Below are 16850 nucleotides of genomic sequence, written 5' to 3'. Positions count from 1 at the left end.
AGGCGCTGGAATCAGAGAACTAGTTCCATACCAGGAGCCCTTTTTATCGGGCTCCTATTAAATTAAAGGGGGATCATCATCATGAACGGAAATATTCATTCAATCGAAACATTAGGGACAGTCGACGGACCAGGGATCCGATATGTAATTTTCACACAAGGCTGTCTATTAAGGTGCCAGTTTTGCCATAATGCTGATACTTGGGAAATCGGCAGCGGCAAAGAAATGGCTGTTTCCGATATCATGGTTGATCTAATCTCATACCACCCTTTTATTCAATCGTCGGGTGGCGGTATTACAGTAAGCGGTGGAGAACCACTGTTGCAAATTCCTTTTTTAATAGAATTGTTTAAGGAATGCAAAAAGAAAGGGATTCATACTACCATCGATTCTTCTGGTGGCTGTTTCTCCCATTCCAAGCTTTTTATTGAACAGCTTGAAGAACTCTTACAGTATACTGACTTAATCCTTCTCGATTTGAAGCATATTAACCGAAAAAAACATATCCAGTTAACTGGTATGTCCAATGATCATATTCTTGAATTTGCAACATTTTTATCAGACCATCAAGTTCCGGTTTGGGTACGTCATGTGCTTGTCCCTACGGTTACGGATGATCCTGAAGATCTGGAAAAACTCGGTGAATTTATCGGAACGCTTAAAAATGTCCAAAAGATTGAAATCCTGCCGTATCACAAGCTCGGTGTATATAAGTGGGAAGCACTTGGACTTGAATATCAACTTAACTCTGTCGAACCACCTACAGAGGAAAAAGTCGAGTTTGCTTATAAATTGATTACAGCACACTGGAAGGCACCGATTGAACACTGATTCACTTCTGAATCAGTGTTTTTTAAGAACTTATTAGTCCAATTAGTAATGTCTTCAAAATATGGTATAATCGCAATTATAAAATTGATTCTTTACCATTTCTACTATATACTCATATCATTGACAATTAAGTGAGGTGATAATTTTTGTTTCAATTGCTTATAGATATTTCAGATATCAATGCCCTAAACGCCCTTTACGTCAGTATTTATTTAGGAATTACTTTAAAATTCTTATGGGCTTGGAGTGTGGAATATTCTTTTCTTGGCTCCTTATCTAATCAAGCAAGAACAGAAATTATTCACCCATTGGCTTTTTACCGTAAGAAAAGTTGTTTAAATGGAAGCTATATTCTGAAAAGAATTGTTATATATTTTCGTAGAAAAGAATATTCTCAGGATGATACTGAAGAGCCTATTTCCTTCCTCTATACTTAACAATTTATTTACAACATTCTAGGAGGAAATATGAAAACAAAACGATCTTCACTACTATTATTCTCACTGCTTGGCTTAATAACATTATTGCTATCGGCTTGTTCATCTCAAACACAAAAAGGAACTAACAATACTGGATTTTTTCAACATTATGTTGTCAATCCTTTTTCTGTATCTATCCATTCCGTTGCTGAATTCTTTAACGGAAACTATGGTTTGGCCATAATTATTGTTACAATAGTTATCAGACTAGCGTTAATGCCGTTAATGCTCAGACAGTATAAAAATCAAATGGGTATGAAGGAAAAGATGGATGTATTAAAACCCGAAATGGACGTTATTCAAGCAAAGATGAAAACTGAAAAGGATCCTAAGAAAAAGCAAGAACTACAAGCGGAAATGATGGGCCTTTATAAAAAGCACGGGGTAAATCCATTAAATATGGGCTGTTTGCCATTACTCATTCAAATGCCTATTCTAACTGGCTTCTATTATGCGATTCGCGGTTCAGAAGAAATTAAAACCCACGAGTTTTTATGGTTTAGTCTCGGAAATCCAGACATTATTATTACAATCATTGCTGGGGTTATTTACTACTTCCAGTTTAAAGTTTCCCAGTCCAATATGCCAACAACACAGCAAGACCAAATGAAATACATGGGATTGCTATCTCCATTAATGATTGTCATGTTTTCTTTTAATGCACCGGCAGCCCTGCCTCTTTATTGGGTGGTAGGCGGTACATTCCTTATTGTACAAACTATGATTAGCAAAAGTCTTTATCAGATAAATAAAACACCAAAAGTCCAAGTCAAACAAAAATAATCAAATTGAAAAAAGAAGCATCCTTTGATGCTTCTCAGGTTGTCGAGAAAGGGTATTTTTCTCGGCAATTTTTTATTCTCAGCATTTAATTATTCATTGTACCTGCTAATGGGCCTGTTGATTTCCGCGGAAGGCACGTAGACTCCTGCGGGAGTACGGGGCAGGGGAGACCCCGCAGGCGCTTCAGCGACGAGGAGGCTCCCCGGGCACGCCCGCGGAAAGCGAAGTGCCTGGAGCGCAAATCAACAGACATGTTGCAAAGCCTATTTATTAATAATATTATAATAAATTAACGCGGTGAATGATTAAAGTTATTGTAGAAAATAAGAGGCTGTCGAAAGTTTCTCGACAGCCTGAGAAGCATCCTTTGATGCTTCTTTTTTAGATCCTGCTTCCTAACAATAGCCCACAAAAGGCAAGAATGATTCCTATCGTGAAACTGCTTAGCAAATAGCTGTAATAAAGCTTTTTCTTTTTTTCCCTTTTAAGTTTTACCGATTCAAGCATTAATGTCGAAAAAGTCGTAAATGACCCCATAAATCCAATACCTATTAAGGAATATAATGACCCTTTTACATTCAGTCCGAGGAGTAACCCCAATAAAAAAGCACCAATGAAATTGACTGTTAGGGTAGCTGAAGGAAACCCTGTTTTAGTTTGGTTTCTGCTAATCGCAAAGCGGCAAATCGCTCCAAAAAAACCACCAATTGAAACAAATATAATCTCAATCATATTACTCTCCTCGATTTATTTGCTTGTTCACTAAGTAACATTCCTGCCTTAGCCAAAAATAGACCTCCAAATAAACTAACAATTAAATAAAGGAAGCCAAATATGTATTTTCCTGTTTCGAGTAAATGAACCGTTTCAAAGCAAAAAGTTGAAAAGGTTGTATACGAACCAATGACACCAGTGGTAAGTGCGGTAAACAAATACGGATGAAGCTTATTGGAACTAACAACATGATTTGTCATAAAACCCAATAGAAAGGAACCTGTTAAATTTATTAAAAGGGTTCCTATTGGAAATTCTTTCCCCCATACCACTACAGCAAAAACTGATAATAAATAGCGGAGCAAACTTCCAACGACTCCGCCCAATCCAACTAAGAAATAAATCAAAGCACACACTCCTAAACATTTTCCTTTTTATAATTATCAACTTAGACCGGTTAGGATAGTTTTTTACAAAAATGGCAACCTAATTGTAGTAGTTTGACAAAGGAGTGTTAATACAACATGAGAAACAGCTTATTCGTCATTGCCACCCTCATTTCGAGTCTTTATTTAACAGGTTGTGCAAAGAATAATATCGATGGTGATGTAACAACCCGGCAACGAAATACAAATGAAATAACAAGAGTGAATTTTAATAACCCTAATCAGGTCGGACCAGCTATTTCAAGTGCAGATACTAGTGATCCGGAATTAGATCGCAACAGAAATTATAACACTATTACCAATAGACGCAATAATAACAATGTTGGAAGCAATCAAACCAATACTAGAGTAGCGGACAAAGCTGCTGATAAAGTGATCAACTTAACTGAAGTAGACAACGCAACTGTCATTGTAAACGATAATAATGCTTATGTTGCGGCTAAATTGGACGTTTCAGCTCGTAATGAATTGACTTCAGCTATTAAAGAAAAGATTGCTCGAGCAGTTAAATCTGTTGATCGAGACATTGACAATGTTTATATTTCTGTTAATCCTGATTTTTATGATCGAATGAATACTTATTCAAGAGATATTCGGAATGGAAGACCGGTTTCAGGTTTTATCGATGAGTTTTCCGATACCATCCGCAGAGTGTTTCCTAATGCGAAGTAATATAAAGTGGGACGGGAAGTAAATTGCCTGGCAAATTGACCAGGCATCTTACTCTTCACTGCAGTTTCAATTTAAGCTCAGTTCTTACATTGTCCCATTCATGACAAAGAATACTAAAAAAGACCGTGTCCCTAGTGTATCCATCGGAAATAATCCGATCTTTTCGTAATATCCCTTCCTTTACAGCTCCAATTCTAGCAATAGCTTGCTGGGACCTTTCATTTCGAGAGTCTGTTTTTAGTTGAACACGCGTGAGGTTCCAATTTTCAAAGGCATGCCTTAATAACAGGAATTTACATTCTGTATTTACCTTTGTCCGCCATACATCTGGATGATACCATGTCGAACCAATTTCAGCACTTTTATGTCGCGGGGATATGTCTAAGAATCGGGTGCTGCCAATCACTTGATTTTCTTTATTTACAACGGTGAAAGTGTATTCTGATCCATTTTCTCTAGCTTTCAATGCTGCTTTAATCAATTGTTCCATTTCATTTTTCGATCGAACTTTGGTCGCCATATACGTCCATATTTCATCTGGTTTGGCCGCTTCCCATAAGCCCTCTAAATGGTCCATACTGATTGGAATCAAATTTACATTTTCCCCTTGTAACGAAAAAAGGTTGTTCCACAATTTATCCATTATTTAATATCTCCCCTTTAATTTGCCGTATCTTTACCACTTTTTCCATATAAAAAGACTGCGGGCTATGCTCCACAGTCCTGTTTATCTATACATTTTGGAAATATTCCTTGTAGAAGCCGCCTACTTTTCCAGTATTGTCAATAATGTAATAAAATTCTTCAGTCTCATTTTTCACATCATAGACTTTCCCAGCCGTTAAGGCGTTATTGACAAGGTATTTTTTTGCATCCGTGTGAACGCATTTTATTTTTTTTACTGTTTCACGATCACGCCATGATAGATGAATCATTGTTGCCACCGTTCCTTTCGATCAATGTCCAATTTCTAGTATAATCAATCGGGCCGGTTCTGTGCAACCATATCATGAGTCAATTACAAAAGTATTAGTTTTTTATTTAAAATATCTGTTATTAATTTAAGAAATTTGAACTTTTTTCAAATTTTATTAATTTTGGGTTCTCAAAAGGAATGTAAACCATTACAATTATAAAAACTGAATATTCAATCCATTACCAAGGAGGCATTCATAAAAAATGAAAATTATGAGTAATGAGCAATTGGTTTTTTCGTATCGGGATGCATTAAAGTCAGACAAGGAAAAAGAATGGATTAAGATCTTAAAGGATGAAATCAAACGGCGTGGTTTAAAACCATTTAAAAATCGTTAGCATAAACCCAATGAAAAAACCGCTGAAAGGATTCAGCGGTTTTTCAATAACTAAATGATCTTCATTTAGCTTTCAGCATGTATTTATTCAAGATCTCGATTGGAAATAATCTAAATTAAAGTTGGTTATTTAACTGTCTAATAGGCCGAAAGCCTAACCCATTAAGTTTTGAAGCAATTTTGTCTGCTGCATCAACAGGGTGTTCTGCAGATATTTCAAAGAATTCCCCTTCATACTCTTGTTTTGCATGGACGTAGCGTGGATCATAATAATGTTCAAGTAAAATTCGAATCATATCAGGATAATTACGATCTGTTAACGTTTGGATGAGCGATTTTTTAATGTCTGGATCTTTAACACGTCTTAACACCTTTTCAATACCATCAGAAATCTTTTCGAAATACCAGGGTTCTTCCTTGTATGGCTGCACATACTCGGCGACAAGATGCTTTACCCGTTGATTAATGGGGGTGTTGAGATTGATGTTAATACCTTGCATTCTTTTATCCATTAATTCTTCAGTTTGGACAGCTTTTCCAATTCTTTTGCTTTCCGCTTCAACCAGAAAATAATCAGCATCTTTTATTTCTTGAAGACCTTTAAATAGAAGGGAGTCAAATGTTTTTTGGTTATGACCGTCACCAAGACCAATCGTTCCAAATATCGAACCGCGATGGCCCGCCATCTCTTCAAGGTCTAAGATTGGATATCCCTTCTTTTTCAATATCTTTAAGACCTCTGTTTTACCAACACCGGTCAGTCCGTGGAGGACGACTGCTTTGTTAGGAAGCATTGTAGGCAATTGTTCAAGAATATAGTGGCGGTATGCTTTATAACCGCCTACGAGTCGCCAAGAATAAATTCCGGCAAACTCTAAAAATGTAACCACTGCCTTACTTCGCATTCCACCACGCCAGCAATGGATAATAAGTTCCATATCGTCTGAAACGCATTTTTTTATTGTTTGAAGGATTTCAGGAATTTTAGGCGAGACAATTTCCATTGCCTTCCATTTCGCAATCGCCGCCCCTTCTTGTTTGTAAATGGTTCCGATTATTTGTCGTTCCTCATTTGTAAATAAGGGAACATTAATTGCTCCCGGAATTGCGCCATCTTTAAACTCGATCGGTGAGCGTATATCAATGATTACTGGGTTCTTTGTCGTAAAAAGTTCTTCAACCGTCATTTCCTTCATATCATCTACGCTCCTTGTAAAAGTAATATTATCTGAAAAATAACATATCTAATGAAAACAAACAAAACTTCCACAACGGGAAGTTTCAGAAAAGTAAATATCATGGGAATTTATTTTCTAAATAAAGTATAAACACCATTATACAGGATATATCACTAGCTTTCAAGAAGCTGGGAATTACTGCTTTTATGCAAATTTAATTTGTATTAGCGGAATGGAGGACAGTTGTTTCAAAAAAACAATTCCGCAAATTAAATTATATTAATTATAGAGGACTCCTGTGCAGTAATAAATGACACTAAAATATAAAAAGTCTACTCACGCAGTCGAGAGTAGACCTTTTACCTATACGATCTTTGATTTTGGTTTGAAGACTGACATCAACTTTTCCATTTCGGACAAATTTTGACTGTTAAATAAATCGACAATTTTACTGCCGACAATAACTCCATCACAGTATTTTGTTAGGTCCGTTATTTGTTCTTTATTTGAAATGCCGAAGCCAGCCAAGACGGGAATCGGACTTACATCTTTTACAGATTTTAAAAATTGATTCAATTCCGAATCATATTCATTTCTTGCCCCTGTAATCCCCTTAATTGTAACCGTGTATAAAAATCCCTTGCCCTTGCTTGAAATCGTTTTGATTCGCTCCATTGGTGTTGTCAGCGTTACGAGTCGAATCAACTCAATTTCTGCTTTCTCAAGATGTGGCGTAATGATTTCCTCTTCTTCTATTGGCAAATCGGGAATAATACACCCATCCACACCAGCCATACGAATATCTCGGACAAATTCCTCTACCCCATAGGAATAAATGGGATTTAAGTAGGTCATGAGGAGGATTGGAACTGACACATCCTTTCGCGCTTTTCCTAGTTCTGCAATAATCCCCTTTAAGGTTGTTCCATTTTCAAGTGCCCTAATTCCAGCTCGTTGAATGGTTGGTCCATCTGCCACAGGGTCTGAAAACGGAACCCCAACTTCAATCGCAGTTGCACCAAATTTCTCCAACAGTGTTAGACGTTCAACCAAACATTCCAGCCCACCATCCCCGGCCATTATGTAGGGAACAAAAGCTTTTGTATTATTTTCTTTTAAAGCCGTAAAAGTTTTTTCAAAACGGTTCATTCTTATCTCTCCTCTCTCAGCCGTGTTTTCACGGTATCCACATCTTTATCTCCGCGTCCTGATAGGCAAACAACAATCTTTTTTGTTTCATCCATTTTTGCAGCTAGTTTTACTGCAAAGGCAATTGCATGGGCACTCTCTAATGCGGGGATGATTCCTTCAAGCTTCGATAAGAGCTGAAATGCGTCTAGCGCTTCTTTATCGGTAATCGATTGATATGATGCTCGACCAATGTCATGCAAATAGCTGTGTTCCGGTCCTACGCCTGGATAATCAAGACCTGCCGAGATGGAATGGGCTTCTTGAACTTGACCATCTTGATCTTGTAATAGATACATTAGTGCGCCATGTAGTACACCTGGACTTCCCTTTGTTAAGGAAGCCGCATGATACTCTGTATCAACACCCTGTCCAGCAGCTTCCACGCCATAAAGACTAACCATCTCATCCTCGATAAATGGATGGAATATCCCCATCGCATTGCTCCCGCCGCCAATACAGGCAACCACTGCATCCGGTAGCGCCCCTTCGCTAAGTTGGAATTGTTGTTTTGTTTCTTTGCCAATAACACTTTGAAAATCTCTAACCATTTGCGGAAATGGATGTGGTCCCATTACAGATCCTAATAGATAGTGGGTATCATCTACATTTTCAACCCAGTATCTTAAGGCTTCGTTTACGGCATCTTTTAATGTTGCACTACCAGATGTGACACTGACGACCTTTGCACCCAGCAATTCCATTCGAAAAACATTTAATGCCTGTCTTTTGATGTCCTCCTCACCCATAAACACGATACAATCAAGATTTAATAAGGCACAAACGGTTGCCGTTGCTACACCATGCTGACCTGCACCAGTTTCAGCTACAATTTTTTTCTTTCCCATACGTACCGCTAGTAGTGCCTGCCCAATCGCATTGTTAATTTTATGGGCGCCAGTATGGTTTAAATCTTCTCTTTTCAGAAAAATCTTAGCCCCGCCCGCGTGTTTCGTCAGGTTATCTGCATAATACAATGGGGTTTCTCTCCCCACATAGTCTTTTAACAATTTTCGAATTTCCGCTTGAAAGGAAGAATCCTTTTTGGCGCTTTCATAGGCTTCACCAAGTTCAATTACTGCTTTCATTAATGTTTCCGGGACAAATCTCCCCCCGAAAATGCCGAAGTGGCCTTTCTCATTTGGCAATGTATATGTGTTCATTCCCTTTACCTCCCTACAGGTGTGCTTTTGGCTTTTTCTATAAATGTTTGAATCTTTCTTAAATCCTTTTTCCCAGCGGTTTCTACCCCTGAGCTAACATCCACCATATATGGCCTAATAATTTTTATCGCTTCTTCAACATTGTCTGCATGCAACCCGCCAGCTAGGATGACTTTTTGGCTATTAATCAAGTGAGGATTGACCTCATTCCAATTAAACACCGTTCCATTTCCGCCTCTGTATTTTCCTTTGGGACTGTCGAGTAAAATAAAGTCACTTGGAAAATCACCCGATGCCTCTAAGCTTTCATTTCCTTGAAAACTGATTGACTTAATGACAGGCAAGGAAAGCGATTCACTGAATGATGCTGTTTCATCTCCGTGTAACTGGATATGTGTCAGGCCCACAGCGGAAGCGATTCTTTCGATATTTGCTTTTGTTTCATTAACAAAAACACCGATCTTAAACACCTCTTTAGGTATCTTAGCAATTATCTCACGTGCTTTCTCAATCGAGATCCTGCGCTTACTTTCTGCAAAGACAAACCCAATAGCATCAGCACCATATTGAGCCGCCGCAACCCCTGTTTCGACATCAGTAATTCCACAAATTTTTACTTTCATCTATTTACACCTTCATTAAGCGGCAAGCGAAAGTCTATAAAGGATTGTTTCACATTTGCACTTTTCATTAATGCTTCTCCCACTAAAATCCCATTCGCTCCTGCATTTCTAACACGTGCTACATCCTCTTGGTGATGGATCCCGCTTTCACTAATGAGATACGCACCAGTGCTTTTTACAATGGAAGCTAATGTCTCTGTCACCTCAAGCGAAACATGAAAGGTTTTTAAGTCGCGATTATTTACTCCAATCAGCTTTGCTCCTGTCTTAAGTGCACTCTCCAATTCCTTCTGATTATGAACCTCCACCAGTACCTCCAAGCCTAAGTTCTTAGCATATTGAAGGAGTTCAACCAATCTCTGATCGTCTAATGCAGCTACAATCAGTAAAATGATATCCGCCCCATTGGAAGAAGCAAGATTTATTTGCAATTCATCAATGATAAAGTCTTTACAGAGAATCGGCAGATTTACCTTGCTCCGAACAGCTCTTAAATCGGAGAAAGAGCCCTTAAAAAAGGTTTGATCTGTTAGTACAGAAATAGCAGAAGCGCCATATTCTTCATATAACCCCGCCTGATAGGAAGGCTCAATCATGTTATTAATGATTCCTTTTGAAGGAGATGCTCGCTTAAATTCAGATATGATCGATATTTGTTCTGCTGTCTTCAGTTTTTGAATTAAAGATCTTTTCGGCTGATTTGTACCTTCGAATAGTTGGTTTCCCTCTCGAAGGAAGAGAACTTCTTTTTTCTTTTGGTCAATGATTTTATCTAAGATTGTTGCCACTTATATCGCCTCTTTCTGACCCGCTGCTTGAGATTTTTCAATTAAAGTAGTTAATTTTTCATAAGCAGCACCAGAGTCAATGATTTCTTTCGCAACATTGATCCCATCCTGAATGGAGTTTGCTTTACCTGCTGTATAAATTCCTAGTCCAGAATTAAGTAAAACCGTATCACGGTAAGCACCCTTTTCCCCTTTTAACACATTGATTAATATCTCAGCATTTTCCTTAGAGTCTCCACCCTTAATACAGCTGTTATCATATTGTGGGAGATTGACTTCTTCTGGGAGAAATGATTGATTAGCAATTTTCCCAGCCTCTAAAATAGTTAAATAATTTTCCCCCTGAAGTGAAGCTTCATCCATGAAACCTGCACCATTAATAACAATAGCCCGCTTGCGTCCTAACTTCAAAAGAACTTCAGCAAACACATTCAATAAATCTCTCCGATACACACCCAACAATTGATAGTCCAACTCAATCGGATTGGTAAGTGGTCCGATAAAGTTAAAAATGGTTGGTATCTTCAATTGTTTTCGAACTGTCATGACTTTCTTTAACTTTGGATGAACGTTTGGGGCGAATAAGAAGGATAATCCTATTTCCTGAAGAATTTCTTCTGTTCTTTCTGCGGAAAGATTTAAATGGATTCCTAAGTATTCCAGCACATCCGCACTGCCCGTTTTGCTCGAAACACTTCGATTGCCATGCTTGGCAACAGGAATTCCAGCACCAGCAATAACAAAAGCAGACGTAGTACTCACATTAAAACTGGAGGATCCGTCCCCTCCTGTTCCACAATTATCAAGAACGCCTGAAATTTTCTCATTAAATTTCAGCGTATTTGCCTTCATCGCTTTTACAATTCCCGTAATTTCTTCAACTGTTTCTCCTTTAGATTTCAATCCCATTAAAAAGGCAGCAATTTCAGATTCAGAAACCTCCTCACCCAAAATGAAATGCACGGCTTCTTTCATTTGGTTTTCAGAAAATGATTCACGTTCAGCTAATTGGAGTAAATAATTCTTCACTTTTATTCATCCTCCCTATCTCATTTAAAAAGTTTTTTAGGATTTGTTTACCTGATGGAGTACCAATCGACTCCGGATGAAACTGAAGACCGAAAACGGGATATTCACGATGTTTTATGGCCATGATTTCCTGGTCATCATCAGAATGAGCAATACACTCAAGTTCCTCCGGAATACTACTCTTCTCAATAATTAATGAATGATAGCGCATCACTTCTAATGGGTTGGGAAGACCGTTAAATAATCCATCACTCCGATGTGAAATCAATGATGTTTTACCATGTTTGATAAGGGCTGCTCTTTGAATCTCCCCACCGAAAGCTGCACCAATGGCTTGATGGCCGAGACAGATTCCTAAAATAGGGATTTTATTATAAAATGTTTGAATCAATTCGATACAAATTCCTGCATCCTCTGGCTTCCCTGGCCCTGGGGAGAGAATAATGGCTTTAGGATTTAAATCTCTGATTTGGTCCATGCTTAATTGGTTATTTCGTAAAACCGTAATTTGTTCACCTAATTCCCCTAGATACTGATAAAGGTTGAATGTGAACGAGTCAAAATTATCAATCAGTAAAATCATTTCTCACCCTCCAAGAAAGAATTAAGTTTATTTATTGTCTCTTGATATTCGGACTCTGGATTTGAGTCATAAACGATACCAGCCCCTGCCTGAATATATGCTGAACCCTCTTTTAAAATCATCGTTCGGATCGCAAGGGCAAAATCCATATTTCCGTCTGCTGATAAATAACCAACAGCCCCTGAATATAACCCTCGTTTTGATTTTTCCAAGGAGTTAATAATCTCCATAGCCCGAACCTTCGGGGCTCCTGAAACAGTCCCAGCGGGCAGACAGGCCGCGAGGGCATCTATTGCTGTTTTATCAGCATTTAAATGCCCGCTTACTTCAGAGACAAGATGCATCACATGCCGGTATTTTTCTACCGCCATATACTTATCTACTTGAACGGAACCAAAATTGCAGATCTTGCCGAGATCATTTCTGCCAAGGTCAACAAGCATCTTATGCTCAGCAAGTTCTTTTTCATCATTTTTTAATTCTTTTTCAATCAACAAATCTTCATCGTTTGTTTTTCCCCGTCTTTTGGTCCCTGCAATTGGGTTTGAAATAACTGTGTTGGCTCTTGTTTTAATTAAACTTTCAGGGGATGAACCAATAACGGTATAAGCATCAAAATCAATATAAAACATATAAGGAGTAGGATTATTCGCACGATGTTTACGATAAAGCGATAATGGTTCTCCGTTAAATGTTGATTTCATTCGTCTCGAAAGGACTACTTGAAATATATCACCTGCTAAAATATGCTCCTTCGCCATTTCTACATTTTTGATAAAGGCTTCTTTGTTTGTTTCGGATTCAAACCCTGAGAAATAAAATGGCTCCTCTGCTGGGTAGAAGGTAGGCTGCTTTAGCTCTACTATCCTTTGATTGATTCTTTTTTCAATTAAAGCGGTATCGCTCTCCTTGACTAAAGGACACCCACAAATCAAGACCTTGTCTTCAAGATGATCAAAGACAATAACTTCTTCATAAAACATTAAGTGTACATCCGGCATTTCCATTCCGTTTGAATATTCATCTCCAATTACTTCATATTGCCTGATAATGTCATACCCCACGTACCCGACCGCGCCTCCAATAAACGGAAAGGGAAACTCTTCAAAACCCATGGGTGGTATAAGTTTTTTTAATACTTCGAGAGGGTTGCCTTTTAAAACTTTCTTGTCTCCATTCCGCTGAATAATCTCATTATTATCTCCCCTCGAAATAAGTTCGAAAGCTGGGTCTGCACCAATAAAGGAATATCGCCCAGAGTCATTGTACTTATGAGAACTTTCCAATAGGAACTTCTTTTTCCCGCTAATTTTTTGTAATATGGAGATTGGTGTAAGCGTGTCTCCTTCGATTTCGTTTATGAAATAACCACTTTTAATTTTCATGTTTCGACTCCTTTCTAAAATAAAAAAAAATCGTCCTCTATATGCGCAATTAATTACGCATATAGAGGACGATTCTATGGTCGTGGTGCCACCTCCATTTGAAGCAGTGGATAAAACCTGCTTCCTCTTCAGATACGGAACAATCGTTCGATATCCTATCCTTTTAACGGTGGAGTTCCGTGCATCCCTACTCAGGTTCAAGATGCCTCTCACAAGTCCATTCCACAAATCCTTTCTTATCGGGCTCCCACCTACCCCGACTCTCTTGGAAGAAATAAATTAGTGTACTCCTCTTGCTCAACGAGTTAATTATTTAACTTTGATGTTGTTGACTTTTATCCTACGCAAATTTCAAGTGAAAGTCAAGTGAAAGATTTAGAAAATTTCAAATTAATTCTTTTCCATTTAAAGGATGCCTTAACTGGGGTTTTTTGAGGTGATTAAGCGAATAGTAATAATAGCAAATCATGAAGGCGGGATTGAAGATTAATGGAACATATTGAACATTTAAGCCAAAATCCAAAAGCTGTGAAAAAGAAACAATCTGCAGCCGGACAAAAGCGGTCCAATGAGATATCTAATCAAAAGTGGGCAATCATCTCACTGTCATCCATTCCTTTAGTCATGACATTGGGAAATTCAATGTTAATACCAGTTCTACCTTCAATGGAAAAAAAATTATCAATTTCATCTTTTCAAACGAGTATGATAATTACTGTCTATTCGATTGTCGCCATTTTTTTAATACCTGTCGCAGGATACCTATCAGACCATATTGGTCGAAAAAAGGTCATTATCCCTAGTCTCATCATTGCCGGTATTGGCGGTCTAATTTCAGGATTTGCCTCATGGAAACTTGATGATGCCTATTGGATTATTTTAGCTGGTAGAGCACTGCAAGGGGTCGGAGCAGCAGGGGCGGCTCCTATTGTCATGCCATTGGTTGGTGATATGTTTAATAACGAAGATGATGTTAGTTGTTGTTTGGGTCTAATTGAAACATCCAATACGTTTGGGAAAGTATTAAGTCCTATTTTAGGGGCTTTTCTAGCAGGATTCATATGGTTTTTGCCGTTTTTTTCATTCCCTGTATTTTGTGCCATTTCCGTTGTGATGATCATATTTCTGGTCAAAAGTCCAAAAACAACCGAGAAACCAATTCCTTTCAAAGAGTTTTTCATCAACGTGAAAAAAACCTTTACTGAAAAGGGCCGTTGGCTATACGGTATCTTTTTTATTGGTGGAATACTCATGCTAGTCCTTTTTGGGATTTTATTTTATCTTTCGGAAATTTTTGAAAAAGAATACAACATTAAGGATATTAAAAAGGGATTTTTTCTTGCATTACCACTAGGAGCACTTTGCCTATCATCGTTTATAAGCGGTAAGGTGATTAAGAAAAATAAAATATTGATGAAATGGATCACGTTTGCCGGAATTGTCGCAACAGCCTTATCCATTGGTGCATTATGGTTTTCGATTAAGCTTTGGTACATGATTACCATGTTTCTTATTAGCGGAATTGGAATCGGTGCAGGCCTTCCATGTCTAGACGCTTTAATTACCGAAGGCGTTGAAAAAAAAGAAAGAGGAACCATTTCATCAATTTATAGTTCCATGAGGTTTATTGGAGTTGCTGCTGGACCTCCGATTATTGCATTGTTATTAAAGCATGCGATCCATTGGATTTTTATCCTCTTAGGCAGTCTAAGTATCATTGCGGCACTTGTCGCATTAATGGCCATAAAACCCAATGCCCAAGGAGAAAAGAGCTGAGGAATCCCTCAGCTCTTTCATTTTGTAATTATTTCACTGGTTTTTTTAAGAAACCGATTAATAGTGCTGATACAACTGATCCAACTAAAATAGCTAGTGCGTAAAGAAGGGCTCCATTTTCAACCAATGGGACTACAAATATTCCACCGTGTGGTGCGCGGAGACCAATTCCGAACGCCATTGAAAGTGCACCTGCGATAGCTGAACCAGCCATAACGGAAGGAATGACACGCAATGGGTCAGCTGCAGCAAAAGGGATCGCCCCTTCGGTAATGAAGGATAATCCCATTACATAACATGCTTTACCAGCATCTCTGTCTTGGTCATTAAATTTATTTTTGAAGAATGTCGTTGCAAGAGCAATTGCTAACGGCGGTACCATACCTGCAGCCATAATCGCTGCCATTGGTTCATAAACACCACTCGCTAATAAACCTGTTCCAAATACATAGGCAGCCTTGTTAACTGGCCCCCCCATATCAAACGACATCATAAGACCTAGCACAATACCTAATAAAACTGCATTACCTGTCCCAAGACCTGTCAACCAATCAGCAATTGTTCCATTTAACCATGCAACTGGTTTATTCACTACATAAAGCATGATGAATCCTGTGATGGCAATTCCAAAAAGAGGGTACAGTAAGATACTCTTAATACCTTCTAAAGATCTAGGCAGCCCGGCAAATACTTTTTTCAGAAGAAGGACAACATAACCTGCGAGAAAACCAGCAACTAAACCGCCAAGGAAGCCTGCTCCGCCACTTGCCGCCATCATACCGCCAACCATACCTGGAGCAAAACCTGGACGATCTGCAATACTTAGAGCAATAAACCCTGCTAAAACAGGAACAATGAGTCCAAATGCGTTACCGCCGCCAATCGTCATTAATGCTTCTGAGATCTGGTTGTAGGATGGATCGTCAGGCTTAAATGAGTTATAACCAAACATAAAGCAAATCGCAATAAGAATTCCACCGCCGACAACAAATGGAAGCATATTAGAAACACCATTCATTAGGTGCTTATAAAAGCCTGTACGTGACCCTTTTTGATCGGATCCCTTTTCACTTTGTCCGCCATTTCCTCGAAATATAGGTGCATCCTGCTTTAGCGCTTTATCAATTAATTGTTCTGGGCGACGAATTCCTTCTGCTACTGCTGCTTGAATGACATGCTTGCCGTTGAATCGTTCCATTTCCACATTGATATCTGCAGCAATAATGACTGCTGTTGCATTTTCAATTTCTTCCTTGGTCAGAATATTTTTTGCGCCGCCAGAACCATTGGTTTCAACCTTAATATCTACACCCATTTCAGATGCTTTTGCTTTTAAGGAGTCGGCGGCCATATAGGTATGTGCAATACCAGTTGGACATCCTGTAACAGCAACTATTAAATTCTTTTTACTTATTGTTACTGTTTCTTGTTTTTCTTCTTTATCATTTCGGTTAATGGTGTCAATGATTTCTTCAGGAGTGGTTGCCTTTAGAAGATCGTATCGGACTTCCGCTTTCATTAACAAACCAGAGAGTCGGGCTAACGCTTCTAAATGTGTATTATTCGCACCATCTGGAGCAGCAATCATAAAAAATAGATGTGCCGGTTTACCGTCCAATGATTCATAATTAACACCTGCAGCTGATTTACCAAAGACAATAGCGGCTTCTTTCACTACTTGTGTTTTAGCATGCGGGATAGCGATCCCATCCCCAATTCCAGTTGTACTTTGCTCTTCACGCTTTAGGATCGCTGCTTTAAATTCAGTGCGATCCGATATTTTCCCTGCATTAAAAAGAACATCAACCAGCTGATTAATCGTTGCTTCTTTTTGATTGCCTTCAATATTTAAAAGAATCGTATTTTTTGATAATAATTCAGTAATTTTCATGGTTTTCT

19 protein-coding genes and 1 other annotated feature are annotated in these 16850 nt (G+C 38.4%); of the genes, 6 read left to right on the top strand and 13 right to left on the bottom strand.

What is annotated here, in order from left to right:
* Positions 1–81: 81 nt before the first annotated feature.
* The 3 genes from pflA to yidC all read left to right on the top strand — a co-directional run bounded on the left by pflA (position 82) and on the right by yidC (position 2093).
* Positions 82–831 carry a pyruvate formate-lyase-activating protein gene (gene pflA, locus QF028_RS06625; protein WP_429464576.1) on the top strand — a complete coding sequence of 250 codons (750 nt, stop codon included), beginning with the start codon at positions 82–84 and terminating at the stop codon, positions 829–831.
* A 146-nt stretch (positions 832–977) separates the two neighbouring features.
* Positions 978–1268, top strand: a complete 291-nt coding sequence (locus QF028_RS06620; RefSeq protein WP_088088624.1) for a hypothetical protein — start codon at positions 978–980, stop codon at positions 1266–1268.
* A gap of 30 nt (positions 1269–1298) precedes the next feature.
* The gene (gene yidC, locus QF028_RS06615; protein WP_168244772.1) at positions 1299–2093 is read left to right on the top strand and encodes a membrane protein insertase YidC; all 795 of its coding nucleotides are present in this window, start codon (positions 1299–1301) and stop codon (positions 2091–2093) included.
* A gap of 381 nt (positions 2094–2474) precedes the next feature.
* Here the strand turns inward: yidC and QF028_RS06610 are convergent, their stop codons facing one another.
* Positions 2475–2825: a fluoride efflux transporter FluC gene (locus QF028_RS06610; protein WP_429464575.1), complete on the bottom strand. Its 351-nt coding sequence runs from the start codon at positions 2823–2825 to the stop codon at positions 2475–2477.
* Positions 2822–3214 (bottom strand): fluoride efflux transporter CrcB, encoded by a 393-nt coding sequence (gene crcB, locus QF028_RS06605; protein ID WP_168244774.1) that lies wholly within the window; start codon positions 3212–3214, stop codon positions 2822–2824. The genes QF028_RS06610 and crcB overlap by 4 nt, the downstream gene beginning before the upstream one ends.
* 117 nt (positions 3215–3331) lie before the next feature.
* Here crcB and QF028_RS06600 point away from each other — a divergent pair, with 117 nt between their 5' ends.
* Positions 3332–3925, top strand: a complete 594-nt coding sequence (locus QF028_RS06600; RefSeq protein WP_429464574.1) for a YhcN/YlaJ family sporulation lipoprotein — start codon at positions 3332–3334, stop codon at positions 3923–3925.
* 55 nt (positions 3926–3980) lie between these two features.
* Here QF028_RS06600 and QF028_RS06595 read toward each other — a convergent pair whose 3' ends face one another.
* Together QF028_RS06595 and QF028_RS06590 are read right to left on the bottom strand one after the other, a co-directional pair.
* Positions 3981–4568, bottom strand: coding sequence for a GNAT family N-acetyltransferase (locus QF028_RS06595; protein WP_214998352.1), 588 nt, complete (start codon positions 4566–4568; stop codon positions 3981–3983).
* 88 nt (positions 4569–4656) lie between these two features.
* Entirely contained in the window at positions 4657–4860 is a 204-nt protein-coding gene (locus tag QF028_RS06590; protein ID WP_214998351.1) for a DUF6501 family protein, read from the bottom strand.
* A gap of 244 nt (positions 4861–5104) precedes the next feature.
* Here QF028_RS06590 and sda point away from each other — a divergent pair, with 244 nt between their 5' ends.
* The gene (gene sda, locus QF028_RS06585; RefSeq protein ID WP_066256632.1) at positions 5105–5239 is read left to right on the top strand and encodes a sporulation histidine kinase inhibitor Sda; all 135 of its coding nucleotides are present in this window, start codon (positions 5105–5107) and stop codon (positions 5237–5239) included.
* A gap of 115 nt (positions 5240–5354) precedes the next feature.
* On the opposite strand, the gene mnmH is transcribed toward sda, so the two are convergent.
* From mnmH to trpE, 8 genes are all read right to left on the bottom strand, one after another.
* A complete protein-coding gene (gene mnmH / locus QF028_RS06580; RefSeq protein ID WP_429464573.1) occupies positions 5355–6434 on the bottom strand; it encodes a tRNA 2-selenouridine(34) synthase MnmH in 1080 nt (359 codons plus the stop codon).
* A gap of 345 nt (positions 6435–6779) precedes the next feature.
* Entirely contained in the window at positions 6780–7565 is a 786-nt protein-coding gene (trpA, locus tag QF028_RS06575; RefSeq protein WP_429464572.1) for a tryptophan synthase subunit alpha, read from the bottom strand.
* A gap of 2 nt (positions 7566–7567) precedes the next feature.
* Positions 7568–8767: a tryptophan synthase subunit beta gene (trpB, locus tag QF028_RS06570; protein ID WP_429464571.1), complete on the bottom strand. Its 1200-nt coding sequence runs from the start codon at positions 8765–8767 to the stop codon at positions 7568–7570.
* Between the two features lie 5 nt (positions 8768–8772).
* Positions 8773–9390, bottom strand: a complete 618-nt coding sequence (locus tag QF028_RS06565; RefSeq protein ID WP_429464570.1) for a phosphoribosylanthranilate isomerase — start codon at positions 9388–9390, stop codon at positions 8773–8775.
* Positions 9387–10178 (bottom strand): indole-3-glycerol phosphate synthase TrpC, encoded by a 792-nt coding sequence (trpC, locus tag QF028_RS06560; RefSeq protein ID WP_214712579.1) that lies wholly within the window; start codon positions 10176–10178, stop codon positions 9387–9389. The genes QF028_RS06565 and trpC overlap by 4 nt, the downstream gene beginning before the upstream one ends.
* On the bottom strand, positions 10179–11207 hold the full coding sequence (gene trpD, locus QF028_RS06555) for an anthranilate phosphoribosyltransferase (protein ID WP_429464569.1): 1029 nt from the start codon (positions 11205–11207) through the stop codon (positions 10179–10181).
* On the bottom strand, positions 11179–11790 hold the full coding sequence (locus QF028_RS06550; RefSeq protein ID WP_429464568.1) for an anthranilate synthase component II: 612 nt from the start codon (positions 11788–11790) through the stop codon (positions 11179–11181). Before QF028_RS06550 ends, trpD begins: the two co-directional genes overlap by 29 nt.
* Positions 11787–13175, bottom strand: a complete 1389-nt coding sequence (trpE, locus tag QF028_RS06545) for an anthranilate synthase component I (protein ID WP_429464567.1) — start codon at positions 13173–13175, stop codon at positions 11787–11789. Before trpE ends, QF028_RS06550 begins: the two co-directional genes overlap by 4 nt.
* Positions 13176–13236: 61 nt before the next feature.
* Positions 13237–13485 (bottom strand) — a binding site (T-box leader).
* 179 nt (positions 13486–13664) lie between these two features.
* On the opposite strand from trpE, the gene QF028_RS06540 reads away from it, so the two are divergent.
* On the top strand, positions 13665–14951 hold the full coding sequence (locus QF028_RS06540) for an MFS transporter (protein WP_429464566.1): 1287 nt from the start codon (positions 13665–13667) through the stop codon (positions 14949–14951).
* A gap of 28 nt (positions 14952–14979) precedes the next feature.
* Here the strand turns inward: QF028_RS06540 and QF028_RS06535 are convergent, their stop codons facing one another.
* On the bottom strand, positions 14980–16842 hold the full coding sequence (locus tag QF028_RS06535; RefSeq protein ID WP_429464565.1) for a PTS fructose transporter subunit IIABC: 1863 nt from the start codon (positions 16840–16842) through the stop codon (positions 14980–14982).
* Between the last annotated feature and the right edge of the window lie 8 nt (positions 16843–16850).

This window comes from Neobacillus sp. B4I6 (genome assembly GCF_050434045.1).
Classification (GTDB): Bacteria; Bacillota; Bacilli; order Bacillales; family Cytobacillaceae; genus Neobacillus.
The sequence above is the reverse complement of the archived record's forward strand: the minus strand, read 5'-3'. Positions and strand labels throughout refer to the sequence as shown.